We start from the raw sequence: 23,455 nt of genomic DNA on the forward strand, positions 1-23,455 counted from the left end.
ACGCTGAATTGTCATGAGCTCCCGTAACGCCCTCGTGCGCCGGACCTCCGGGTCACGCGGCACCGGGGAGACAGTCGCATCACCGCCCGAGCACGAGCCCGGCTGGTGGTCGCTCTCGCCCGAGCGGGCGCGAACCCTGCTGCTGGTCGCGGCGCGGCCGACGATCACCGCCTTGGCCACGACGGTGCTGCTCGTCCTCGTGGTCATGCTCACCACCGGTACCGATCTCACCAGCGCGCCCGCCGCGGTCGCCGCGACATGGCTTGCCGCCCACCAGGTTCCGCTCACGGTCGGCCGCACGACACTCGGCCTGTTGCCGCTGGTGCCGACGGCTGTGCTGGTCTGGCTGGCCGCCCGTGAATGCGCGCGTGCCGTCCCGAACCGCCCGACTCCCGTCGAGCTGGGCTGGCTGACCGGTGCGGTGCTGGCCGGGCCGCTGCTGATGACCGCCGTCTGCCTCGCCGTCACCGGCGACGCCGCGGGCGTCACCCCGCTCGAATCGGCGGGTCCGATCGCGGCGTTCGGATGGGTGTTCGTGCTGTATCTGCTCGCGGCCGCCGCCGGGATCGCCGGCCGGGCGTGGGGTTCGCTGTGCGCGCTGGTGCCGGTCGAGATCCCGGAATGGGCGGTCCTCGGCGCCCGCGCCGCGCGTCGCACCGTGTTGCGCATGCTCGGCTGCGCCGCGCTGGCCACCGTGATCTCCTTCTTCGCGCACCTGGGCCGGCTCGACGGTGCCTTTCAGCAGGCCCACAACGTCACCGACGTGCTGGGTATGACCTTGCTGTCGCTGCTCTATCTGCCGAACGTAGTGATCGGCGCGGCGGGGATCCTCAGCGGCGCCGCGGTGCTGTTCGGCGCGGGCTCGGTCGGGCTGTTCGGCGTGACCGGCGGGCACATGCCGGTGCTGCCCGCGCTGATTCCCGTGCCGGAAGGGCCCGCGTCCCCGTGGTGGGCGGCGCTGCTGCTGGTCCCGCTCGCCGTCGGCGTGCTCGGCGGGATCGAACTCGGCCGCACCAGCGACGATCGGCCCGGCGCGCCGTGGGCGACCCTCACCTGCGCCGCGCTGTCCACGCTGACGTTCCTGGTGCTCGCGATCCTCGGCAGCGGCCAGCTCGGCGCCATCGGGTGGGTCGGTGTCGATCTGCTGATGCTGGTCGTGCTGATGGTCACCTGGTTCGGTTTCGGCGGCTTCGTCGGCATGGTGTTCGCCCGCCGCTTCCTGGCACCGACCGCGCCGGCCGAGGAGTACGACGAATACGACGACGCGGACGACTACGAGGACGACGACTACTACTACGACGACGACGAGTACGACGACGAGGACGATCCCGACGAGTACGCCGACGCTGTCGAATACGACGATCCCGCAGTCGAAGTCGACGGCGAACTGGTCGAGGACTTCGACGACGACGTCGAAGTGAGCATCGCCGCACCCGGCTCGACCGACGAGCCCGCCGACGACATCGTCGACGTCGAAGTGGTCGAGTCGGACCTGCCGGACGAGGACAAGACCCCCGGTCGCTAAGCTCGACCCGGCGCCTATCGCCATCGCCGCCGCCCGATCACACGCAGGAGTAGAGCGCTGACGTCCTCGTTTGCCCCGTGGAAGCCCGCCAGAACACCGGCTACCGTCGTCGTTCTGGCCTCGGGCACCGGCTCGCTGCTCAACGCACTGCTGGCCGCCGCCCGCGAGCCGGGCTACCCGGCGCAGATCGTGGCCGTCGGTGTCGACCGGGACTGCCCGGCCACCGCGCACGCCGACGCCGCCGGAGTGCCGCATTTCAAGGTGGCGCTCGCGGATTATGCCGATCGGGAAGCCTGGAACGTCGCCCTCACCGAGGCTGTCGACGCGCACAAGCCCGATCTGGTGGTCCTGGCGGGCTTCATGAAAATCCTCGGCCCCGCGTTCATGGAACGTTTCGGCGGCCGGCTCATCAACACTCATCCCGCGCTGCTGCCGTCGTTCCCCGGCGCGCACGGGGTGCGTGACGCGCTCGCCTACGGCGTCAAGGTCACCGGCTGCACCGTGCACCTGGTCGACGCGGGCGTGGACACCGGCCCGGTCCTCGCGCAGGAAGCGGTCGCCGTGATGCCCGGCGACGACGAGGACACGCTGCAGGAGCGCATCAAGGTTGTCGAGCGACGGTTACTGGCGGAGGTCATCGCCGCCGTCGCGACGCGAGGCATTGTCTCCGACGGACGAAAGGCAGAAATACCAGTGAGCGAGCACACCGGTGAGTGAACGTAAGGCGATCCAGAGGGCGCTGGTGAGCGTCTACGACAAGACCGGGCTCATCGAGCTCGCCACCGGCCTGCACGCGGCCGGTGTGGAGCTGGTGTCGACCGGGTCGACCGCGGGCAAGATCGCCGAGGCCGGGATTCCGGTCACCAAGGTCGAGGATCTGACCGGGTTCCCGGAGACCCTCGACGGCCGCGTCAAGACGCTGCATCCGCGCGTGCACGCGGGCATCCTGGCCGACACCCGTCGCGCCGAGCATGTCGACCAGCTCGTGGAGCTGGGTGTCGAGGCGTTCCAGCTGGTGGTGGTGAACCTGTACCCGTTCACCCAGACCGTGGCCAGTGGCGCGAGCGTCGACGAGTGTGTGGAGCAGATCGATATCGGCGGGCCGTCGATGGTGCGTGCCGCGGCGAAGAACCACCCGTCGGTGGGTGTGGTCGTCGACGTCACCGACTACGACGACGTGCTCGCCGCGGTGAAGTCCGGCGGGTTCACTCTCGCCGAGCGGACCGCGCTGGCCGCCAAGGCCTTCCAGCACACCGCGAGCTACGACGTGGCCGTCGCGAGCTGGATGGGCTCGGTCGCCGTACCCGCCGTGGCCGAGGAGACCGAGCAGTTCCCGGGCTGGGTCGCCGGTTCGTGGGAACGCGCCGCGGTGCTGCGCTACGGCGAGAACCCGCACCAGGCCGCCGCGCTGTACACCAGCAACGACGGCACGGCCGGCATCGCGCAGGCGAAGCAGTTGCACGGCAAGGAGATGTCGTACAACAACTACACCGACGGTGACGCCGCCTGGCGGGCCGCGTTCGACTTCGACGAGCCCGCGGTCGCGGTGATCAAGCACGCCAACCCGTGTGGCATCGCCGTGGCGAGCGATATCGCCGAGGCGCACCGCAAGGCGCACGCCACCGACCCGGTCAGCGCCTACGGTGGTGTGATCGCGGCCAACCGTGAGGTGAGCGTCGAGATGGCCGAGCAGGTCGCCGAGATCTTCACCGAGGTGATCATCGCTCCCGGGTACGCGCCCGGTGCCGTGGAAGTGTTGCAGCGCAAGAAGAACGTGCGCGTGCTGGTGGCCGACGCGCCGCAGCGCAAGGGCGTGGAGCTGCGCCCGATCAGCGGCGGTGCGCTGCTGCAGGACCGCGACGTGCTCGACGCCGAGGGCGACGATCCGGTCAACTGGACCCTCGCCGCGGGCGACCCGGCCGATGTCACCACCCTGGCCGACCTCGAATTCGCCTGGCGCGCATGCCGTTCGGTGAAGTCGAACGCGATCCTGCTCGCCGAGGACGGCGCCGCGGTCGGCGTCGGCATGGGTCAGGTCAACCGAGTCGACTCCTGCAAGCTCGCCGTCGAGCGCGCGGGGGAGCGTGCCAAGGGCTCCGTCGCCGCCTCCGACGCCTTCTTCCCGTTCTCGGACGGGCCGGAGATCCTGGTGGCCGCCGGTGTTCGCGCGATCGTGCACCCGGGCGGTTCCATCCGCGACAAGGACACCATCGAACTCTGCAAGGAAGCCGGCGTCACCCTGTACCTGACAGGCGCTCGCCACTTCGCTCACTGAGTCGAACCCGATTCGGGTGCCGCGCCGAATCCTCGGTGCGGCACCCGTTTTCGTCTATCCGGCGTCGAGTACCTGGCGGCCGCCCAGCGGCGAGCTCAAGGGTATTTCCAGCGTGCCGAACACGGCGTTCATGGTGCACATCTTGTTCACGGAGTCCGCTCGGGTCCCGGAGCGCAGCGCGACGGTGACCGCCTCGGCGGTCTCGGTGACGGTGGCGTCCACGGCGTAGCACTCGGGGTTGCCGGTCTGGAAGTTGACGCTGATCATGTTGTCGCTCAGTCGGTTCCAGGACGTGAACGGAATCGGGTTCGGGTTGACGAGAGTGGGGTCCGCGGTGAAGGGCTGCCCGATGCCGGGCTTCGGGTCTTCGGGGCGGGTGTTCGTCATCGACGTATCCGGTTGGGACGCAGGGTTATCCGAGGATCCGCAGGCGGTGAGGGGTGCGATCAGCACGGCCACGGCTGCCGCGGCGGCGGTGTAGCGCGACATCGTCGTCATGGTGTCAACCTTAGACGGCACGACCCGACCGTGAACTTTCCGCGAACCCTGCGCATAACTCCTCCATTTCCCCGCCGCGGCGACTACATTCGGCTGCGATGCGGCACTGCGGCAATCGGCAGGCATCGTCTGTTGGGCTCTGTAATTGGCGATCTTCGAAAGGAACAACGTGGGCGACACGCTGCGCGTAGGCGAAGAACTGGGACTGGGGCAGTCCCTGACCGGCGGTGCGTACACCCTGGCTCTGCAGCCGGATGGCAACCTGGTGCTCACCGAGCCCGACGGCAACGTCGTCTGGGCCGCCATGACGCACGGGCAGGACGCGCAGCGCGCGGCCCTGCAGCACGACGGCGACTTCGTCGTCTACAGCGGTGGCGGCGCGCGCATCTGGGCGACCGACACCAGCGGCAAGAACGTCGAGAAGCTGGTGGTGCAGCCCGACCGCAACGTGGTGCTCTACGGCACCGACGGCTCGGTCGCGTGGGCCACCGCCACCAACACCGACAACCCGCTGCCCGCACCGGAGCCGGTCGCGGCCGCCCCGATCGCCGAAGAGGTCCCGCCGCCGCCGGCCGCGCAGACCTACACGGTCGAGTCGGGCGACACCCTGTGGGCCATCTCGGAGCGCTTCTACGGTGACGGCAACCGCTACCAGGAGATCGCCGCGGCCTCCGGCATCGACAACCCGGATCTGATCAACGCCGGTCAGGTGCTGACCATCCCGTAGGACACTGACGAAAGTGGCCCCGAGGCAACAGCTTCGGGGCCATTCTCGCGTTCACGGCGCTACTTGGTGGTGGTGAACGGCAGCAACGCCATCTCGCGCGCGTTCTTCACCGCGACGGCGACCTGACGCTGCTGCTGCGGGGTCAGGCCGGTGACGCGGCGGCTGCGGATCTTGCCGCGATCGGAGATGAAGGTCCGCAGCAGGTTGACGTCTTTGTAGTCGACGTACTCGATGCCCGCGGCGATCAGCGGATTCTTCTTCGGCTTGCGCCCCTGGTCGGCGCGTGCCTTCTTGGACGGTGCTCGCTTCACTGCCATGGGATATTCCTTCTCACGAATCAGTTTGGGGAGTCTCTACCAGCTCGATTTGTGGACCCCGGGAAGCTCACCCCGATGGGCCATCTCGCGCACACGAACACGGGAGAGGCCGAACTTGCGGAGATAGCCGCGTGGGCGGCCGTCAGCAGCGTCCCGATTGCGCAATCGTACCGGACTGGCATTGCGTGGCTGGTTGCGCAGTTCGGCCTGGGCGGCCGAGCGTTCGGCGTCGCCGGTGCTCGGCTTGCGGATGATCTCCTTGAGCTCGGCGCGCCGGGTCGCGAACCGCTCGACGATCTCGCGGCGCTGCTCGTTGCGGGCGATCTTGGATTTCTTCGCCATCAGCGCTCCTCGCGGAAGTCGACGTGACGGCGCACGACGGGGTCGTACTTGCGCAGCACCAGCCGGTCGGGGTCGTTGCGGCGGTTCTTGCGGGTGACGTAGGTGAAGCCGGTGTCCGCGGTGGACTTCAGCTTGACGATCGGGCGGATATCGGTGGTTTTCGAGGCCATGTTCAGCTCCTAGATCTTGTCCCCACGAGCGCGGATGCGGGCCACCACAGCCTCGATCCCGTCGCGGTCGATGGTCTTGATGCCCTTGGTGGAGACCGTCAGCGTGATGCGGCGGCCCTCGCTGGGCAGATAGTAGGTCTTGTGCTGGATGTTGGGGTTCCAGCGTCGGTTGGTGCGCCGGTGCGAGTGGGAGACGGCTTTTCCGAAGCCGGGCTTGCGACCGGTGACCTGGCAGTGGGCCGACATGCGACCTCCTTCCATGGTTATGACAACCATTTTCGACAATGATTATTCCGCACTGTACAGTCGCCCTGAGGTAAATGAAAATCATTGTCGAAAGGGGTATCGGGTGCTGGACCAGTCAGACCGGAGAACGCCCGTGGTGCTGCTGGCCGGCTTCTCCGGACCCGCCATGGGCGGCGTCGAGCACATCGCGGCGACGCTGAGCGAGGACCCGGGCACCGTGGTGGTGCATCACGACCTCGCCGAACTGCGTGAGGGCGTGGTGCGGCGCACGGTGCGGACCGCGGGCACCGTGAGCACCACGGTGCTCGAACTGGCGCACGGGTGCGTGTCGTGCACGCTGCGCGCCGATCTGCTGCCGATGCTGTGCACGCTCGCCACGCGCGACCATGTCGAGCGGATCGTGCTCGCGCTGGATCCGGGCATCGAGGCGGAGGCGCTGTGCCACGCGATCGAGCATGTCGAGGTCAGCGGAGTAGCCGATCGCGTCGACGGGCCCGCGGGCCGCACGGTGCGGATCGAAGCCGTGCTGACCTGCCTGGACGGTCAGCAGTGGTTGGCCGACGCCACCGGCGACGAGGTACTGGCCGATCGCGGGCTCGCCTCGGCCGACGACGAGCGCACGGTCGCGCAGGTGGCCGTCGGCCAGGTCGACTTCGCCGACGCGCTGGTGGTACTCACCGCGGGCGCCGACGCGCTCGACCACGACCGGCTGGCGGCCGTGCTCGCCCGCCTCGCGCCCGCCGCGCCGGTCGCCTGGCTGCCCGAACCATCCGGCTTCGACGCCATCGAGATCGGTGCGTTGCTGACTCGCGTGCCCGCGGACTCCCGCCGCGGCCGGATCTTCGACGCGCACGCACCGCTGTTGCGCGGGCAGCCGCCGCTGAGCACCGACTGTGGCGTCTCGATCGTCGAATTCGCCGCGCGCAGGCCGTTCCATCCCGAGCGGCTGCACGAGGCCCTCGATGTACTCCTCGACGGCGTGGTCACCGCCCGCGGCCGGATCTGGCTGGCGACCCAGCCCGATCACGTGGTCTGGCTCGAGTCGGCCGGTGGCGGACTTCGGGTCGGCGGCGCCGGTCGCTGGCTGGCCGCGATGAGCGCCGAGGAACAGGCTGCCGCCGACCCTGATCGGCGGGCGATGGGCGCGCTGGGCTGGGACGCGCGGTTCGGCGACCGCGATGTCTCGCTGGTGATCCTGGCCCACGACGCCGACCCCACCGAGATCCGGCACGCCCTGCACTGGGCACTGGTCGAGGACGACGAACTGCTGCTCGTCGACCGGGCGCCGGAACGAGTCGCGTTGTGGGGGGACCCCTTCGGCGACTGGCACCAAGATCCCTGCGCCGATCCCACCGAGGCAACGGCCTCGGCGAGCGAGCGCACAAACCCGAGAGGAGAAACGGCATGAAAGCGGGCATCCACCCCGACTACCACCCCGTCGTGTTCGAGGACGCGAGCACCGGGAAACAGTTCCTGACCAGGTCGACCGCGACCAGCGACCGTACGATCGAATGGGCCGACGGGAACACCTACCCGCTGATGCTCGTCGACGTGACCTCGGATTCGCATCCGTTCTGGACGGGCACCGCCCGCAACCTCGACACCCAGGGCCGGGTCGAGAAGTTCGAGCGCAAGTACGGAAAGCGCTCGCGCGCAGGCAAGGAAGGCTGAGTCATGGCGGTCCCCAAGCGCAGAATGTCGCGCTCGAACACGCGCAGCAGACGCGCACAGTGGAAAGCGGAAGTGCCACAACTGGTCCCGGTGACCGTGGGTGGTGTCGAGTACCGGGTCCCGCGCCGCATCGTCAACGCGGTACGGAAAGGCATGATCGACCCCGCCCGGCTCTGAGGCGACAATGGCCTGCCGGAACCGCCCGGCAGGCCATTGTCGTCTCTACTGTCGCGGGTGTGCGGCCCGTCTCATCCTTCTTGCTCGGCCAGCGCCACGAGGGCCGCGGCGAGCTGGAAGAACTTGTTGTTGCCCAGGTCGGCGATGGTCTTGATCTTCAGCGCCTCGAGCAACTGCTTGTCGTGCGCCTCGGTGAGGCCGGCCAGCGCCGACGGGGGCGCGGCGAGAATTTCGGCGAGCGTCTTGTTCTCGAATTCCTTGTCGAGGACTTTGTCGAGCACCACGTTGACGGCCATACGAACTCCTTCGAACGAACCTTGGATGTGCCGGGCGAGACGAATGCGCCCTTCAGCGACCATAACTCGGTTGGCGCACCACGTGGTGAGCTTCCGGGTGCTCGGCGGTTCGTTCTGCGCTGCCCCCTGTCCAGGGGACTTACTCCGGCGCTGTTATGCCTGTTCAGGGCCCTGTAGGAGGGTGTGGGGCAACCGCCCCGTTAACCATGTGGCGCGCACCACTTGGCACGGGTGTATTCCAGGGCTTGCGGAGAGTTTGCTGACGGTCGAATTACCAACTCTCGGTTTGTTTTTCGCCACAAGAAAATTCCCGAACCACTGATGCGGAGTCCCGCACAGGTCTGTACTCTCGTGCGGGAGGGCGGGTTCCCCGAGTATGGGGAACCCGCTCATCGCCACTTCAGAGGCGGTTTTCGCGGCAGTTCGCCGCAGGTTGCGAGAGCTCGGATCAGCGGGGCGGAAGACCGGAAAGATTCCGACAAACCGGACGTTAGCTGGTTACCTTCACCGGGCCGGAACGGGCTGACGCACCGGAGCCGCGACATCGCGCCGATCCGGTGCCACCAGCACCGCGGTGATCGGCACGGTCAGGCCGAGCGCACCGATCACGAACATCGGGAACACCAGGTCGAACAGCGGCATCCCGGCCGGTGTCCGGATACCCGGATCGATCGAGAAGTTCAGCGCGGCGATGGCCGTGTAGTACACCGCCGCGACGCCGAGCGCGAACAGCACCGACACCAGCACCCGCATCGGCACCCGCCGGACCACCTGCGACGCCCACAGGGTCGCGGTGCACAGCGCCATCGACACCAGCACCGACACCCCGATGAGGCCGAGCGACTCGTCGACGGTGCCCTGCACGGCGAGCGCGTCCAGGGTCAGATACGTCGAGAGTCCAACGCTCAACCCCATCGTCAGCCCGCCGATGATCAGCCGCGGCACCTGCGGGGTCCGGCCACTGATCAGCAATCCGGCCAGAACGCCGACCACCGCGATGGCCAGCGCCGCCGCGCCGAGCGCGACGTTGTACCGCATGATGCTCTCGTTCACCCGCATCGCGAGCAGCGCGACGGAATTCGCCAGCCACAGCCCGACCCCGCCGAGCGAGACCGCGGCCATCGTCAGCCAGATCAGCCGGAACCGGATCGAGTACTTCGCATGCCGGACGCAGGCGAACGACACCAGCGCGCCGAGCGCCGACAGGTCGAGCGCGAGCCACGCGATCCCGGTGCCGTGCGCGAATGTCTCGGCACCGGTCGCGGCGAGCAGATCAGGCACGCCTGCCCGCTCCTTCGAACTGTTGCGGCTCGAGCTGGGCGATGGCGTATTCGGTCACCGCCGCCAGTGCCTGACGGACCTCGACGGCGTTGCGCGCGTCGATGTCGACGATCGGGATGCCCTCGCGCACCGAGAGCGCTTCGCGCAGTTCGGCGATGGGGAAGCGGGGCGCGTTGGGGAAGCGGTTCACCGCGATCAGGAACGGCAGCCCGCGCGCCTCGAAGAAGTCGACGGCGGCGAAACTGTCTTCCAGCCTGCGGGTATCGATCAGCACCACCGCGCCGATGGCGCCACGGATCAGGTCGTCCCACATGAACCAGAATCGCTTCTGGCCCGGGGTGCCGAACAGGTAGAGCACCAGGTTTCCGGGCAGCACGATGCGCCCGAAGTCCATGGCCACGGTGGTGGTCTCTTTTTCCGGCGTCTCGGCGAGATCGTCGATGCCGTCGGAGAAATGGGTCACCATCGCCTCGGTGCGCAGCGGCACGATCTCCGACACCGCACCGACGAAAGTCGTTTTACCGGCGCCGAATCCGCCGGCCACGACGATCTTGGTCGACGCGACCCGTTGTTCTTGTGCCGGCGCGCGCATGCCATCAGAGGCCACGGAGTCCACGCAAAGTCCTCTCCATCAGTGATCGGCGTTCGTCGTAGCTCGCCTGTTCGGTCAGCGTCGAATGCACTCGAAGAATCCCGCCCACTACGAGATCACCGATCATCACCCGGACCATACCCAGTGGGCGACCAAGGTATGCGGCAATCTCGACGACAGAGAGCCGATGTGTGGCAAGACGCACGATTTCGATCCGCAAATCGCCTGCGGACCAGTCGTTGTGCGCTGTATAAGAAACCGTTTCGACGACCGCTTCCAAGGGCAGCGCGATCGCGGGTTCGGTGCGGCCGGAGGTCAGGGCATAGGGCCTGACCCGGGTAGTCGGCCGATGATCGGATCCGTAAGGGCTCGACATCTCACCTCAGCCGGCGGAGCGGGCGGTGGCGGTAACCGCCGAGCCCACCCGGTCGACGAGCAACGCCATCTCGTAGCCGATGCGGCCGATGTCGTGGCTCTTGTTGGCCAGAACCGCCAGGTGCGAACCGTTTCCGACGCTCATCACCAGCAGATAGCCCCGCTGCATCTCCACGATCGACTGCATCACCTTGCCGCCGTCGAACAGGTGCGCGGCACCCATCGACAGGCTGGCCAGACCGGCGGTGACAGCGGCCAATTGCTCGGCGCGATCCGCGGGTAGATGGGGACTGGTCGCCTGGAGCAGTCCGTCGGCCGAGACGAGCACCGCGTGCGAGACGCCGGGTACGTCGCGGGTGAAGCGGGCGACCAACCAGTTCAGATTCTCGTCTGTGGGGTGCGCGTTGCTCATTCGAGGCCTCCGTCGTTGTACTGGATCTCGGCACGGCCGCTACGGACGCCGCTGAGATGTCGGGTCAGGTTGTTGCGGATCTCCTCGGGGTCGCGCGCGCCCGCTTCCTCCGCGGGAGTGAGCCCACCGGGGACGAGCTGAGCGCCCGGCTTGCGAATCGGCAGCCCGCCGCTCGTTCGCGAGGACGTGGGTGGGTGGTCCGCCTCGGCGGCGGCCGACCAGCCCGCGTCGCCGGGGGCGCTCCACGACGCGCCGTTGCCGCTACCGGGTTCGGTAGGGGCGGAGGCGGGTTCAACGAGCCACTCCGAGACCATCCGCTGGTAGATCGGGGTCGGTGCCGGTCCGGAAACCGGCTGCAAGCGGGTGCTCGTAGTCGGCATCGGGTCGACGTCGATGGGACGCGGCGCCGGTTCCGGTTCCTGGGTCGGGGCCGGTGCGGACGACGCGGCGAGCTCGGCCAGCGCGCTCGCGGGGATGCGCTGTGGCAGACCGAAAGGCGACGAGTCGGGGGCGGGCGCCGGCGGATCGGTCGACACCGGGAGATCGTCGGTGTCGTGATCGTGATCGTGTTCTGCCCACAGGCCCGCCGGTGCCGCGTCCTCGTCGGGTTCGACGGTGACCGGTGCCGGAGGCGGCGGCGGTACCGCGGCCGGAACGCGTTGCGGGAGACCGACGCTGCTCAGCGGGGTTATGGGCGTGCCTGCACCATTGGTCGGGACCAGCGGATTCGGGCCCGCGAACGTCGGCAGCGCGGGAAGCGGTGAGGCAGGCAGGTCCAGATCGGTCACGGCGTCGAGCGAAACCAAGGGGCGAGGTCCGGTCGGCATGATCGGATTCGGGCCGGTGATATCGGCCGGAGTCAGCGCGTACGGCCCGATCCCGGCGGGCACGATCGGGTTCGGCCCGGTGGGCGGACCCGACGCCATGGGCGGCGACGGCGCGACGAGCGCACTGGGCAGATGCACGCTGGCTGTGATGCCGGGTTGCGGGGCCGCACCGCTGGTGCGGCGCAGGCTGACGGTGATGGTGTGCCGCTTGGCGAGCCTGCCGACCACGAAAAGACCCATGCGACGGGCGGTTTCGATGGTGACCTCACCGCCGGAGGCGAGCCGGTCGTTGGTCGTCTGCAGATCGTCGGCCGACATGCCGAGACCGCGGTCGGTGATCTCGATCAGGTAGCCGCTGTCGACCGCCCGGCCGACGATGACCGCCACCGACGTACTCGGCGGGGAGTAGCGCAGCGCGTTGTCGATGAGCTCGGCGAGCAGGTGCTCGATATCGACCGCGGACTCACCGGCCACGACACCGTCGGGCACATTGCCGATCTCGACCCGCTGGTAGTCCTCCACCTGCGAGACCGCGCTCCACAGCATGTCCGACAGCGGCACCGGCGGCAGATGACCACGGCGCAGCACGGTGCCCGCGAGCACCAGCAGGTTGTCGCCGTTGCGGCGCATGCGGGTGGCGAGGTGGTCGAGGCGGAACAGCGTCTGCAGGCGCGAGGGGTTGTCCTCGTCGTGCTCGAGTTCCTCGATGAGCGCGAGCTGCTGCTCCACCAGCGACTGGCTGCGCCGCGACAGCGTCTCGAACATGTTGCCGATCTGCAGCCGCAGGCGGGCCTGGTCGCCCGCCAGATTCAGCGCCTGCTCGTGGATCTCGTCGACGGCACGGGCCAGCTGACCGATCTCGTCGGTGGAGTGCACACCCACCGGCATGATCTCCGGCGTCGCCCCGCCGCTGCGGACCACGGCCAGCTCGTCGGGCAGCTTCACGTGCGCCACCTCGAGCGCGTCGCGGCGCAGCCTGCGCACCGGCACCACCAGGGTGCGGGCCACGGCCAGCGCGAGCGCGAGGCCCGCCAGCAGCATGCCGAGCACCAGGGTGGTCTCGCGCAGGGCGCCGGTCTGGGCGGTCGCGGTGTTGCTGTCGAGGGTGTGGTCGATGTTGTCGAGCAGCGCCGAGATCGTGGAGGCGTAGGTGTCGGCGCTCACCTGGAGCGTGTTGAGCACCGCCGCGTTGGTGGTCGGATCGCCGTTGTTCTGGCTGAACACGCTGATCCGGGTCTGCACCGCGTCGAGCAGCGCGGCCTGGCTGCCCGCGTGCTCGGGCAGGATCATCCCGTAGGTCTTGATCATGTTCGCTTCGGAGCCGAGCTCGACGAGCATCTTCGACCGCGCGCTCTGGCTGCGACCCGACTCGGGCGAGACGACCAGGGTGCGCTCACGGGTGAGGACCCGGCGGGCCTGGTGCAGCGCGGTCAGCTGCAGGAAGTAGCGCTGTACGACGAAGTCCTCGACCTGCGGGGTCTTGGACAGCGCGTTGCCGATCCGTTCGCCGATCTCGTCGGTCTGCTCGCCGACCATCGCGGGGGAGCCGCCGCGCACCGTGTTGCGCAGGGTGGCGCCGGTGGTCGTGGCCGCGGTGAGTTCACTGGCGACACCCGGATCGATGCGGGCCGAGCGCAGCGCGCTCTGCACCTCGGCGAGCGCCTGGTCGTAGGTGGTGAGCGCGGCGTCGGTCTGGGGGTCGGCGATCGCACCCCAGTTGGCCGTCGCGGCGACGGCGAGTTGTTCGGTCGCGGTGGCGAATTTGACGACGGGACGGATGACGGTGGCCTGTTCGGTGGCCGCGCCCAGTTGCGTCATCGTCTGCAGTTCGTTGTTGATCCGCAGCACGGCGAAGGTGGTCGCGAGCATCACCGGCAGCACCAGCACCACACCGACCTTGCGCGTAACCGACCAGTTGGACAGGCTGAATTGCCAGGAGCGCGATGCAGGTTCCATCCGCGTGCGTTGCCTCTGCTTCCACGTGTGACCCCGGCCCGCGCGGGGAGGTCGCGGAGCGATGCGAGCGCAGAACCAACTGGAGGTCTTCTTTTACCGCAGGAAAGATACCGTGCCGAGTGGGCATCGGCAATCCGGGCCACGCGGTCTGTAATTCGCCGAATATGCGCTGACACAACGACGATTCGTTGAGGTTTGTCAAGACCTACAACACACGTCGCCGAGAACACGACGTTCGGCGCGCCGAACCCTCTCAGTACGTTCTCAGTCGGTCACGGCAAACTACAGCACATGCGCATTCTGGTAGTCGACGACGATCGCGCGGTGCGGGAATCACTGCGCCGGTCACTGAGCTTCAACGGCTACACCGTCGACCTGGCCGTCGATGGTCTGGACGCACTCGAAAAAGTGACCGCGGCCAGGCCCGATGCGCTGGTTCTCGACGTCATGATGCCGCGCCTGGACGGCCTCGAAGTGTGCCGGAGGCTGCGCAGCACGGGCGACGATCTGCCGATTCTCGTTTTGACCGCGCGCGATTCGGTGTCCGAACGCGTGGCCGGGCTCGACGCGGGCGCCGACGATTATTTGCCGAAACCTTTCGCGTTGGAGGAATTGCTGGCGCGTTTACGGGCGTTGCTGCGTCGTCGAACGCCCGATCCCGGTGAAGCGTCGGAAGCGATGGTGTTCGCTGACTTGTCGCTGGATCCGGTCACCCGCGAGGTTTCGCGCGGCGAACGCGCGATCAGTCTGACGCGCACCGAGTTCTCTTTGCTCGAGATGTTGATGGCCAATCCGCGCCGGGTGCTCACTCGCGGGCGAATCCTCGAAGAGGTCTGGGGCTACGACTTTCCGACCTCCGGCAACGCGCTGGAGGTCTATATCGGCTATTTGCGCCGCAAGACCGAGGCCGACGGCGAGGAACGACTGATCCACACGGTGCGTGGCGTCGGCTACGTGCTCCGCGAGACCCCTCCGTAGGCGGGCGAGATGGCACACAAGGAACCCGCGGTCGCCGTTCTCGGCAGGCCGCTGGACGCGAGCGAGATGCGTCCGCCGACCCCGCTCACCCGCTCGGTGTCCCTGCGCTGGCGGGTGACGTTGCTGGCGGCGTCGGTGGTGCTGATCGCGGTCGCGGTCACCTCGATCGCCGCCTACGCGATGGTGGCGCGCGCGCTCTACGCCGATGTCGACGCCCAGCTGGAGGCCAGGGCGGCGACGATGATCAACAACAATTTCGAGACCGCCGGTTTCCAGTCGATCGTGCTGGCCGGGCTGTTCTCCAACGATGTCGGCGTCGCGCTGATCTATGCCGGTCACAAGCCGTATATGCCACCCCAGCAGACGATTCCGCCGGTCGGCGCCCAGGAGCTCGCGGTGGCCGACGGCAAGATCAATTCCTCGCTGCGCACCGTCGGTGACCAGCGGGTACTCGCCGCGCGCACGCACAGCGGCGCGACGCTGATCATCTCGCAGAAGCTCTACCGCACCCGTGAGGTGCTCGATCAGCTGGCCTGGCTGCTGTTCGTGGTCGGCGCGTGTGGCGTCGTGCTCGCCGCCGCCGCCGGAACCGCGGTGGGCCGCACCGGTCTGCGCCCGATCGCCCGGCTCACCGCGGCCACCGAGCGCGTCGCCCGCACCGACGACCTGACGCCCATCCCGGTGACCGGTGACGACGAACTGGCCAGACTCACCGAGAGTTTCAACACGATGCTGCGGGCGCTGGCCGAATCACGCGATCGTCAGCGCCGACTCGTCGCCGACGCGGGCCACGAACTGCGGACACCGCTCACCTCGCTGCGCACCAACATGGAGCTGCTCATCGCCTCGGGCAGGCCGGGCGCGCCCCGGCTGCCCGACGAGGACATGGCCGAATTGCGCGCCGATGTGGTCGCCCAGATCGGTGAGCTGTCGACACTGGTTGGCGACCTGGTCGACCTGGCCCGTGAGGATGCCCCCGAAACCGTGTACGAGCGGGTGGATCTCGGCGAGGTGGCCGAGCGTGCGCTCGAGCGTGCGCGCCGCAGACGGGTGGGGATCACCTTCGTGGCCGATCTGGCGCCCTGGTTCGTCTACGGGCACGAGGCGGGGCTGGAACGGGCCGTCCTCAACGTCCTCGACAACGCGGCCAAGTGGAGTCCGCCCGACGCGGTCGTGCGGATCAGCATGCGCCCGGCCGGTCCGGGACTTCTCGAATTGGCCGTCGGCGACGCGGGCCCCGGCATCCCCACCGGTGAACGTGAGCTGGTGTTCGAACGCTTCTACCGCACGACCGCCTCGCGCTCGATGCCCGGTTCCGGCCTCGGGCTGGCCATCGTCAAGCAGGTGGTGACCAAACACGGCGGCACCATCGCGGTGGACACCTCCGATCGTGGCGGCGCCCTGGTGCGCATCGTGTTGCCGGGGGAGGCACCGACCGTTCTCGACGACTCCGCCGCCGAGTGATCGCGGGAGTCACGGGGAACTGATAGTCCGATCTCAGCCGCCTCTCAGTAGCCGTCAGGAAGCTGGTCTGCAAGCGTGAGGAGACAGACACCATGACCGACGATCCCCAGCACCCTGCTGACCGGCCCGCCGCTACCGGACCGGGCGACGCGGGCCATCCCGCCGAGTCGGGTCCGCCGGCCGGGCAGCAGGGGCAGGCGCCAGGCTTCGGCGACCAGCCGCCCTACCGCGACCAGCCCCACGGCGGGCAGGCACCCTTCGGCGGACAGCAGGCCCACAGCGACCATGCGCCCTTCGGGAGTTCCGCGCCCTACAGCGGCCCCATGGCGCTAGGTGGCCGGCCGCCGCAGGGTGGTCAGCCGCCGCACGGCGCGCCGCCCCAGGCCTTCGGTCCCGCGCCGACGCCGCAGCGAAAGCCGTTGCGGCTCGGGCTGATCGCCGGTGCGACGGCGCTGGCTCTGGTCAGCGGTGGTGTCGGTGGCGTTGTCGGAGTGCTCGCCGTCGACTCGGGTCCCGCGCCGGTGACCAACGCGCTCGAGGCGCCGAAGCCCGCGGTCAACAATGTCGCCAACGCGCCCGCCGGGTCCACGCAGGCGGTGGCGCAGCGGGTGCTGCCCAGTGTCGTGATGATCAAGGTCGCGGGGAATCGCGCGTCCGGCGAAGGTTCCGGGGTCGTGCTGTCCACGGACGGCTTGATCCTCACCAACAATCACGTCGCCGCGGGCGCGGGTGCCTCGGCGAAGATGGAAGTGGTGTTCAGCGACGGCAGCACCGCGCCGGCCACCATGATCGGCGCGGATCCGGTATCCGACCTGGCCGTGATCAAGGTCAGCGGCAAGACCGGCCTCACCCCGATCGAACTCGGCACCTCCGAGGGTCTGGCCGTGGGCCAGCCGGTGATCGCGATCGGTTCGCCGCTGGGCCTGGCCGGCACGGTCACCACCGGCATCGTCTCGGCTCTCAATCGCCCGGTCTCGACCAGCGGCGAGGGCACGCCGAGCCAGGTGAACCCGGTGATCGACGCGATCCAGACCGACGCGGCGATCAACCCGGGCAACTCCGGCGGCGCGCTGGTCGACGGACAGGGCAAGCTGATCGGCATCAACACCGCCATCGCCAGCCTCGGCGGCGAGGCGGCGGGCGGCACCCAGAGCGGTTCGATCGGCCTCGGTTTCGCGATCCCGGTCGATCAGGCGCGCCGGGTCGCCGACGAACTGATCAAGACCGGCCATGCCACCTATGCCCAGATCGGCATCAAACTGCGCCCGCAGGACACCGCCGCGCGTGTACTGGAGGCCACCCCCGACGGCCCCGCCGCCAAGGCGGGCATCCCCGCGGGCGCCGTCATCACCCGCCTCGACGACCGTCCCATCGACTCCGGCGACGCGCTGATCGCCGCCGTCCGCTCACATCAGCCAGGAGACAAGGTGAAGGTGACCTACACCGACGAACAGGGCGGTAACTCCAAGACCGTCGAGGTCACGCTCACCGCCGCGGCGGCGGAAGGCGGCCGATGATGCGTTCGAACGCAAACCTGTCGTGCGTAGGCGCTACGGTGATGACCATGGACATCGATGCTCCCGTGGCAGGGCGCGCACTGGTTGTTGTCGTCGACGATCGGACGGCTCATGGCGGCGTGGATTCGCTCGGCCCGCTCGTCACCGAATTGCTCAACGAGGCAGGCTTCCTCGTCGACGCCTCGGTGACGGTGCAGGCCGAGGAGGTCGAGATCCGCAACGCGCTCAACACCGCGGTGATCGGCGGTGTCGACCTGGTGATCTCGGTCGGCGGCACCGGCATGTCGCCGCGCGACATCACCCCCGAGGCCACCACGCAGGTGCTCGACCGTGAACTGCCCGGCATCACCGAGGCGCTGCGCGCGTCCGGCCGGGTGGCGGGCTCGCTCGACGCCGGCCTGTCCCGCGGCGTGGCAGGCATCTCCGGCAGCACCCTGGTGGTGAACCTGCCCGGCACGCGCGCGTCGGTCCGCGACGGCATGGCCACCCTCGGCCCGCTGGCCAGCAAGGTGATCGGCGAACTGTCCGGTCTGGACGAATGACATCCGACCCTCGCGACGCGGTTCCCGGCCCCGATGATCAGGGCCGGGAACCGGCTTCGGCGCAGGAGTTGCGACGGAAAGCGGCCGAGGCGGCGCGACTGGCGAGGATCTTTGGCGATGTTCTCCCGGAGACCACCGGTGACGAACGCGGCGAGGGTTCACGCGGCTCCGGCACCGACGATTGGTTACGGTCGCAAGTTCCACCGCACCACGGGTGATCAGCCCGTTATCTACGTAGCCGCTACGTAATAAGCGGCCTTGGAATTGCCGAATGCGGTACGAAGGTGTGCTGCGGACAAATACTCGAGACCACGCGAAAGCGTGGTCTTTTGTCGTTAGGCGACCCAGATCGTTACCCGTGGCCATCTCCTGTCAAGGCGTCATGACAGGGCACTCTACGACTGCATCAATGCACGTCAAGGCATGTGGCGATGTACGAATGTGTGCCGTGCTTCACAGTGAAATTTACGAACTCTTTCGTTGCCGTATCCATGGAACGGCGTTTAATGTTCGCCATTGAGCCACCAACTATCGGTCCCCGCAGTACTCCCATCTCCGTGCGTTGAACCACCCGGTGGAACCCTGGCTCGGGTTCGCCACACCGGCCCCGGCCGTATCGTCGAAATAACAGTTAGTTACGTAACGGCAACAAAGGGGCGACACACTGATCTGGGCCCTGTGAGGTCCATTTGTCCGGCTTCGAAAGTCGAAGCCGGCTGTTAGACACCTGATGAGGGGAAGTATGAGCGAGAACCGCACCACCGGTGTGCGCCGTGGCGTCCGTGCCGCGGGCGTCGGCGCTGCCGCGGCCGCCGTGGCCTTGGGCCTGCTGTCGACCGGTGCCGCCAATGCCGATACCTTCGTGCCGTTGCCGGACGGCCAGAAGGTCAGCCCTGCTGGCGTGACCATCACCCGCACCCACGAGTCCGCCCTGATCTCGCCGTCGATGGCCGCCAACGGCGCGGGTCGCGTCGTCTGGGTCTCGGGCACCGCGATCGCCGAGGTCGCCGAGACCCCCGAGGGCGAGGTCGGCCCCTGGAACGGCCCGACCGGTCGTCCCGGCTCGAACAACTCGTCGACGCACGGCGCCTCCCAGCTGAACACCGGCTACATCGTCGGTTGCCAGGTGAGCATCGCCGATGACGCCATCGGCGCCGGTGTCTCCGGCGGAATCAGCACCGGCGGCGTGACCGCGGGCGGCTCCATCGGCGTCAACCTCGGCCCCGGTGAAGTGAAGTTCGTGCAGATCAGCTCGAAGGACATCCTGAAGGCCGGTACCTACGCGATCGATTACCAGGACGCGGAAATCGAGATCCAGGGCTGCGCCGGCTACGCGCAGGCCCGGGCGTACACCGTCGTCGAGGTCATCGGCGACAACTACTCGAAGACCACCCTGTACGGCATGCCGTTCAGCATCGGCTGACGTTCTTCGATCCGGCACGAATCTTCTTCTCGCTGCGGCGAACTCAATCCTCGAGGGACAAATCCTATGATCAACCGTAAGTTCATGGCGAAGGTGGCGGGCGTCAGCGCTGCGGCCACCGTGGCCGTCGGCCTGTTCTCGACGGGCGCGGCCAATGCCGATACCTTCGTTCCCCTGCCGGGTGGACACATCACCAAGACGCTGTCCGACGGCACCGTCGTCGACATCGCCCTGGTCGGTGAGTCGGCCCTGATCAGCCCGTCCATGGGCTCCACTCCGGTGCACCGCAACTCGTGGGTCTCGGGTAGTGCTCAGGTCACCGTTTCCGACGGCGGCTCCGGCAAGATCTACCCGGGCTACACCGTGGGTTGCCAGGTCAACATCTCGGGCGGCGGCGTCTCCGGCGGCGGCGACGTCTCGGTCGACCCCGAGGGCAACGGCTCCGGTGGCATCACCACCGGTGGCGAGCTGTCGCTCGGCCCCGGCCAGTCGTCCTCGTTCTACATTCTCGACCGCGAGCAGGCCGACGACTTCGGCAGCGAATCGCACAGCAAGAGCAACAAGTTCAAGAACGGCTCCGGCTCGGTGACCTGGTCCGACACCACCATCGGCCTGAGCGGTTGCGCCGGCTACGCGCAGGCGCGTGCCTTCGTGTCCGTCGAGGTCGAGACCGACAATGTCATCTCCTGGGTGACCCTGTGGGGCGCTCCGTTCAGCCTCGGCTGATCTGTTCGCATCCCGCACTCGAAACGGGCCGGTCGCTCTGCGACCGGCCCGTTTTGTTGTGCGCTCGCCCTCGTATCGCTGGACATTACGAGTCAGTCTCACTATGTTGAACCCGAATCGACCGCTCCGGCAGTCGAAATCATCTTGCGTTTTCGTTCGCCGATCGGCTGAGAGTCGCGCCGATCCGGTGACGACCAGCTTCTCGATCCACCTCCCGGCAGGGCGTGCTGTCCTGTTGCCAGCGGTGCCTGTCCTGCGTGACACACCCCAGCTGGGTCCGGGCGCAACACAGATATCGGCCTCGATGGTCGAGGTCGGATTTGCGTATACCTCGAGGGGAAGAATGAGCGAGAACCGCACCAACCGCGGGCGCCGCTGCGCGTGCAGCGCAGGTGCCGCACTGGCCGTGACGATCGGCCTGTTGTCGGCCGGTGCTGCCAACGCGGATACCTTCGTACCGCTGCCGGACGGCCAGAAGCTGGGCCCCGGTGTCACGTTGAGCCGTACCGGCGAGCATGCTCTCGTCTCCCCGTCGCTGGCCGCCAACGGTGCTGGTCGCGTCGTGTGGGTGTCGGGTATCGCCCGCGCCGAGGTGCAGGTCACGCCGGAGGGCGAGGTCGGGCCGTACAACGGGCCGACGAACCGTTCCGGCTCCAACAATTCCTCGACACATGGCGCGTCGCAGCTGAATACGGGTTACATCGTCGGTTGCCAGGTGAGCATCGGTGACGACGCGATCGCCGCCGGGTTGGCCGGTGGGGTATCGACCCTCGGCGCCTCGGCCGGTGGCGCGATCGGCCTGCACCTCGGTCCCGGTCAGGTCGCCTTCGTGCAGATCGATGCCAAGGACATTCTGAAGCCCGGCGTCTATTCGGTGGAGTACCAGGACGCGGAGATCGATCTCCAAGGGTGCGCGGGCTTCGCCCAGGCCCGGTCCTACTCGGTGGTCGAGATCATCGGTGACCACTACTCCAAGACCACGCTGTACGGAGCGCCGTTCAGCATCGGCTGATCATCGGCCGTATCGAAACTCTTTCTCGTTCACACGAATTCACCCTCGAGGGGTCACTGTGATGATCAACCGTAAGAGCATGGCGCGCGTAGCCGGATTCACGGCGGCGACGACCGTGGCATGGGGTTTGCTGTCCACCGGTGCGGCGAATGCCGACACCTTCGTTCCGCTGCCGGGCGGCCACATCACCAAGACGCTGTCCGACGGCACTGTCGTCGACATCAGCCTGGTCGGCGAGTCCGCCAACATCAATCCGTCCATGGGGTCGACTCCAGCGCATCGCAACGCCTGGGTTTCCGGTAGTGCGCAGGTCTCGGTCTCCGGTGATGGCGGTGGCAAGATCTTCCCCGGTTACACCGTGGGTTGCCAGGTCAACATCTCCGGTGGTGACGCGCTCGGAGACGCTGGATCGGAGGTCGTGGAGGGCGTGGGCTTCGGCGAGGTGAACACCGGCGGCGAGCTCACCGTCGGCCCCGGCCAGGCGAAGTCCTTCTACGTTCTCGATCTCGAAATGCCCGACGACTACGGCAATGAATCCCACAAGACCCGCAACGCCTTCAAGGGCGGGTCGGGCTCGGTGACCTGGGCCGACGAGACCATCGGCCTGTCCGGCTGTGGTGGTTACGCCCAGGCTCGTTCCTTCGTGAGCGTCGAGGTGGAAACCGACAACGTCATCAGCTGGGTAACCCTCTGGGGCGCGCCGTTCAGCCTCGGCTGAGCCGGCACGACAACGAGTTCGGGTCCCGCGCTCCGCAGTGTGCGCGGGACCCGAACTCGTTGTGGCAGTAAGGAATCAGTAGGCGTTGTCGCCATCGGTGTGCTGCACCGACTCGGCCCGGAGTCCGTGCTTGCCGTTCGAGCGGCCACGCTGCTCGGCCAGCAGGTCCCTGATCTGGATGAGCAGTTCGTTCTCGGTGAGTTCCTCGTCGGCCTGGCGGAACCGCTTCTTCATCCTGGTTGCGGGCAGCACCAGGATGAAGTACAGGATCGCGGCGACCAGCAGGAAGTTGATCGCGGCGGTGATGATCGGCCCGATCTCGATGAAGGTGGCCGGTTTGTCCGCGACGAGCTGGAAGCCCAGCCCCATCTCGTTCGATCCGCCGAACAGCGCGAGCAGAGGATTGATGATCCCCTCGCTGAAAGCGGTGACGATCGCGACGAACGCTGTGCCGATGACGACGGCGACCGCGAGGTCGACCACATTGCCGCGGAGCAGGAAGTCTCTGAAACCTTTGAGCATTGCCGATGTCTCCTTCGTAGAGGAGCCGGCCCGGGCGCTGCGCTCCATACCGAATGCCGGCGAAACGGTGTGCTTGGTTCCTGTGTGATGCTAACGAGAGTTCGGGCAAATTTCTCGCGAACTCCGCCGGGCCGGGCGACAAGCCCGTCAGTGGAAGACGACGGTCAGCGCTGTTCGCAGTGACGCACCGGCCACGGCGGTGGCGTAAGCGGTATCCAGCGCGAGCAGGACCACCCGTTCCGTGCCGCGCCGATCACCCGTCGCGGTGACGAGTACCACCGCGGCATCGGTGGCCAGCGTCTGTTCGGGCTTGGTGGCGCCTGGCGCTGCGGCATCCTCCACGCCGACGACATCGACCCGATCGCCCGCCCGCAACACATCAGCCACCGCGGCATCGGCCAACCGGATCGGCACGATCCGCGCGTCGGCGCTGCCCGCGGCCGCGGCGGCCAGCCGAGGGCCGACGACGCGCAGATCGGTGAAAGTCTCCCCGGCACGCATGGCGCCGGTCAGTGTCGCGCCGAGTAGGGGAGCCGTCTCGCTGACGGAACCTGTTGGTAGCGAACGGGATTCGTGATGGTCGACGCGCAGATCGTCGCCGGTGAGTAGCCGGCCGGGCGCGAGATCGCGGGCCGCGACCACCACCGCGACCCTGGCGCCACCGGGGTCGCCACGTACGAACAGAACGACGGCGGCCACGGCAAGCACGGCGGCGGCGATACGGCGGACGAGCAACGCGTCGGCCCAGGCCGGACGATTACCGAGGGCGAAACGCCAGGAGCTGCCACGTCCCAGATCGGCGAGACTGCGAGTCATGGGCGAAAGCGTAGAGCCGCGGCGGTGCGGAAAAGCCGCGGAAAGCCCCG

Annotated in this window: 29 protein-coding genes; 16 read left to right on the plus strand and 13 right to left on the minus strand. The window is 68.0% G+C overall.

What is annotated here, in order from left to right; translation table 11 throughout:
- Window positions 1–13 precede the first annotated feature (13 nt).
- From ACFWFP_RS32475 to purH, 3 genes are read left to right on the plus strand one after another with little or no spacing between them, the layout of a single operon-like run.
- Window positions 14–1,525, plus strand: a complete 1,512-nt coding sequence (locus ACFWFP_RS32475; protein ID WP_379301517.1) for a DUF6350 family protein — start codon at window positions 14–16, stop codon at window positions 1,523–1,525.
- A 36-nt stretch (window positions 1,526–1,561) separates the two neighbouring features.
- A complete protein-coding gene (gene purN / locus ACFWFP_RS32480; RefSeq protein WP_379301573.1) occupies window positions 1,562–2,242 on the plus strand; it encodes a phosphoribosylglycinamide formyltransferase in 681 nt (226 codons plus the stop codon).
- Window positions 2,235–3,800 (plus strand): bifunctional phosphoribosylaminoimidazolecarboxamide formyltransferase/IMP cyclohydrolase, encoded by a 1,566-nt coding sequence (gene purH / locus ACFWFP_RS32485; protein WP_379301519.1) that lies wholly within the window; start codon window positions 2,235–2,237, stop codon window positions 3,798–3,800. Before purN ends, purH begins: the two co-directional genes overlap by 8 nt.
- 54 nt (window positions 3,801–3,854) lie before the next feature.
- Here the strand turns inward: purH and ACFWFP_RS32490 are convergent, their stop codons facing one another.
- A complete protein-coding gene (locus tag ACFWFP_RS32490; RefSeq protein ID WP_379301521.1) occupies window positions 3,855–4,298 on the minus strand; it encodes a hypothetical protein in 444 nt (147 codons plus the stop codon).
- Between the two features lie 169 nt (window positions 4,299–4,467).
- Between ACFWFP_RS32490 and ACFWFP_RS32495 the strand changes: the two genes are divergently transcribed.
- Window positions 4,468–5,025 carry a LysM peptidoglycan-binding domain-containing protein gene (locus ACFWFP_RS32495; protein WP_379301523.1) on the plus strand — a complete coding sequence of 186 codons (558 nt, stop codon included), beginning with the start codon at window positions 4,468–4,470 and terminating at the stop codon, window positions 5,023–5,025.
- Window positions 5,026–5,084: 59 nt separating this feature from the next.
- Here the strand turns inward: ACFWFP_RS32495 and rpsR are convergent, their stop codons facing one another.
- The 4 genes from rpsR to rpmB are packed head-to-tail and all read right to left on the minus strand — an operon-like array spanning window position 5,085 to window position 6,100.
- Entirely contained in the window at window positions 5,085–5,342 is a 258-nt protein-coding gene (rpsR, locus tag ACFWFP_RS32500; RefSeq protein ID WP_067449582.1) for a 30S ribosomal protein S18, read from the minus strand.
- A gap of 36 nt (window positions 5,343–5,378) precedes the next feature.
- A complete protein-coding gene (gene rpsN, locus ACFWFP_RS32505) occupies window positions 5,379–5,684 on the minus strand; it encodes a 30S ribosomal protein S14 (protein WP_379301525.1) in 306 nt (101 codons plus the stop codon).
- Window positions 5,684–5,854 (minus strand): 50S ribosomal protein L33, encoded by a 171-nt coding sequence (gene rpmG, locus ACFWFP_RS32510; RefSeq protein WP_379301527.1) that lies wholly within the window; start codon window positions 5,852–5,854, stop codon window positions 5,684–5,686. The genes rpsN and rpmG overlap by 1 nt, the downstream gene beginning before the upstream one ends.
- Window positions 5,855–5,863: 9 nt before the next feature.
- The gene (rpmB, locus tag ACFWFP_RS32515; protein ID WP_194826729.1) at window positions 5,864–6,100 is read right to left on the minus strand and encodes a 50S ribosomal protein L28; all 237 of its coding nucleotides are present in this window, start codon (window positions 6,098–6,100) and stop codon (window positions 5,864–5,866) included.
- Between the two features lie 103 nt (window positions 6,101–6,203).
- On the opposite strand from rpmB, the gene mrf reads away from it, so the two are divergent.
- The 3 genes from mrf to rpmF are packed head-to-tail and all read left to right on the plus strand — an operon-like array spanning window position 6,204 to window position 7,948.
- Window positions 6,204–7,508: a ribosome hibernation factor-recruiting GTPase MRF gene (mrf, locus tag ACFWFP_RS32520; RefSeq protein WP_379301529.1), complete on the plus strand. Its 1,305-nt coding sequence runs from the start codon at window positions 6,204–6,206 to the stop codon at window positions 7,506–7,508.
- Complete coding sequence (locus ACFWFP_RS32525; RefSeq protein WP_379301531.1) at window positions 7,505–7,771, plus strand: type B 50S ribosomal protein L31; 267 nt, start codon at window positions 7,505–7,507, stop codon at window positions 7,769–7,771. Before mrf ends, ACFWFP_RS32525 begins: the two co-directional genes overlap by 4 nt.
- A gap of 3 nt (window positions 7,772–7,774) precedes the next feature.
- Window positions 7,775–7,948, plus strand: coding sequence for a 50S ribosomal protein L32 (gene rpmF / locus ACFWFP_RS32530; RefSeq protein WP_378635926.1), 174 nt, complete (start codon window positions 7,775–7,777; stop codon window positions 7,946–7,948).
- 71 nt (window positions 7,949–8,019) lie between these two features.
- Here rpmF and ACFWFP_RS32535 read toward each other — a convergent pair whose 3' ends face one another.
- The 6 genes from ACFWFP_RS32535 to ACFWFP_RS32560 form a co-directional block, all read right to left on the minus strand.
- Window positions 8,020–8,244 carry a hypothetical protein gene (locus ACFWFP_RS32535; RefSeq protein ID WP_379301533.1) on the minus strand — a complete coding sequence of 75 codons (225 nt, stop codon included), beginning with the start codon at window positions 8,242–8,244 and terminating at the stop codon, window positions 8,020–8,022.
- A 504-nt stretch (window positions 8,245–8,748) separates the two neighbouring features.
- Complete coding sequence (locus ACFWFP_RS32540; protein ID WP_379301535.1) at window positions 8,749–9,525, minus strand: hypothetical protein; 777 nt, start codon at window positions 9,523–9,525, stop codon at window positions 8,749–8,751.
- Window positions 9,518–10,117 carry an ATP/GTP-binding protein gene (locus ACFWFP_RS32545; RefSeq protein WP_067449734.1) on the minus strand — a complete coding sequence of 200 codons (600 nt, stop codon included), beginning with the start codon at window positions 10,115–10,117 and terminating at the stop codon, window positions 9,518–9,520. Before ACFWFP_RS32545 ends, ACFWFP_RS32540 begins: the two co-directional genes overlap by 8 nt.
- Window positions 10,118–10,121: 4 nt before the next feature.
- Window positions 10,122–10,493, minus strand: a complete 372-nt coding sequence (locus tag ACFWFP_RS32550) for a DUF742 domain-containing protein (RefSeq protein WP_056813973.1) — start codon at window positions 10,491–10,493, stop codon at window positions 10,122–10,124.
- Between the two features lie 6 nt (window positions 10,494–10,499).
- The gene (locus tag ACFWFP_RS32555; RefSeq protein ID WP_056813970.1) at window positions 10,500–10,904 is read right to left on the minus strand and encodes a roadblock/LC7 domain-containing protein; all 405 of its coding nucleotides are present in this window, start codon (window positions 10,902–10,904) and stop codon (window positions 10,500–10,502) included.
- Entirely contained in the window at window positions 10,901–13,687 is a 2,787-nt protein-coding gene (locus ACFWFP_RS32560; protein ID WP_379301537.1) for an ATP-binding protein, read from the minus strand. The genes ACFWFP_RS32555 and ACFWFP_RS32560 overlap by 4 nt, the downstream gene beginning before the upstream one ends.
- A 291-nt stretch (window positions 13,688–13,978) precedes the next feature.
- On the opposite strand from ACFWFP_RS32560, the gene ACFWFP_RS32565 reads away from it, so the two are divergent.
- The 9 genes from ACFWFP_RS32565 to ACFWFP_RS32605 all read left to right on the plus strand — a co-directional run bounded on the left by ACFWFP_RS32565 (window position 13,979) and on the right by ACFWFP_RS32605 (window position 22,067).
- On the plus strand, window positions 13,979–14,665 hold the full coding sequence (locus ACFWFP_RS32565) for a response regulator transcription factor (RefSeq protein ID WP_358071318.1): 687 nt from the start codon (window positions 13,979–13,981) through the stop codon (window positions 14,663–14,665).
- Window positions 14,666–14,674: 9 nt separating this feature from the next.
- The gene (locus tag ACFWFP_RS32570) at window positions 14,675–16,129 is read left to right on the plus strand and encodes an ATP-binding protein (protein ID WP_379301539.1); all 1,455 of its coding nucleotides are present in this window, start codon (window positions 14,675–14,677) and stop codon (window positions 16,127–16,129) included.
- Between the two features lie 92 nt (window positions 16,130–16,221).
- On the plus strand, window positions 16,222–17,646 hold the full coding sequence (locus ACFWFP_RS32575; protein ID WP_379301541.1) for a trypsin-like peptidase domain-containing protein: 1,425 nt from the start codon (window positions 16,222–16,224) through the stop codon (window positions 17,644–17,646).
- Window positions 17,646–18,188: a MogA/MoaB family molybdenum cofactor biosynthesis protein gene (locus tag ACFWFP_RS32580; RefSeq protein WP_194826720.1), complete on the plus strand. Its 543-nt coding sequence runs from the start codon at window positions 17,646–17,648 to the stop codon at window positions 18,186–18,188. The genes ACFWFP_RS32575 and ACFWFP_RS32580 overlap by 1 nt, the downstream gene beginning before the upstream one ends.
- Complete coding sequence (locus ACFWFP_RS32585; protein WP_379301543.1) at window positions 18,185–18,406, plus strand: hypothetical protein; 222 nt, start codon at window positions 18,185–18,187, stop codon at window positions 18,404–18,406. The genes ACFWFP_RS32580 and ACFWFP_RS32585 overlap by 4 nt, the downstream gene beginning before the upstream one ends.
- Window positions 18,407–18,930: 524 nt before the next feature.
- Complete coding sequence (locus tag ACFWFP_RS32590; protein ID WP_379301545.1) at window positions 18,931–19,611, plus strand: MspA family porin; 681 nt, start codon at window positions 18,931–18,933, stop codon at window positions 19,609–19,611.
- 66 nt (window positions 19,612–19,677) lie between these two features.
- Window positions 19,678–20,337, plus strand: coding sequence for an MspA family porin (locus ACFWFP_RS32595; RefSeq protein ID WP_379301547.1), 660 nt, complete (start codon window positions 19,678–19,680; stop codon window positions 20,335–20,337).
- 343 nt (window positions 20,338–20,680) lie between these two features.
- A complete protein-coding gene (locus ACFWFP_RS32600; protein WP_379301549.1) occupies window positions 20,681–21,349 on the plus strand; it encodes an MspA family porin in 669 nt (222 codons plus the stop codon).
- Between the two features lie 61 nt (window positions 21,350–21,410).
- On the plus strand, window positions 21,411–22,067 hold the full coding sequence (locus tag ACFWFP_RS32605) for an MspA family porin (RefSeq protein ID WP_379301551.1): 657 nt from the start codon (window positions 21,411–21,413) through the stop codon (window positions 22,065–22,067).
- Window positions 22,068–22,142: 75 nt separating this feature from the next.
- Here ACFWFP_RS32605 and mscL read toward each other — a convergent pair whose 3' ends face one another.
- Window positions 22,143–22,589: a large conductance mechanosensitive channel protein MscL gene (gene mscL / locus ACFWFP_RS32610; RefSeq protein ID WP_379301553.1), complete on the minus strand. Its 447-nt coding sequence runs from the start codon at window positions 22,587–22,589 to the stop codon at window positions 22,143–22,145.
- Between the two features lie 147 nt (window positions 22,590–22,736).
- Window positions 22,737–23,405, minus strand: coding sequence for an SAF domain-containing protein (locus ACFWFP_RS32615; RefSeq protein ID WP_379301555.1), 669 nt, complete (start codon window positions 23,403–23,405; stop codon window positions 22,737–22,739).
- Window positions 23,406–23,455 lie beyond the last annotated feature (50 nt).

Origin of the sequence: Nocardia sp. NPDC060249 (genome assembly GCF_042728755.1) — a bacterium.
Classification (GTDB): domain Bacteria; phylum Actinomycetota; class Actinomycetes; order Mycobacteriales; family Mycobacteriaceae; genus Nocardia.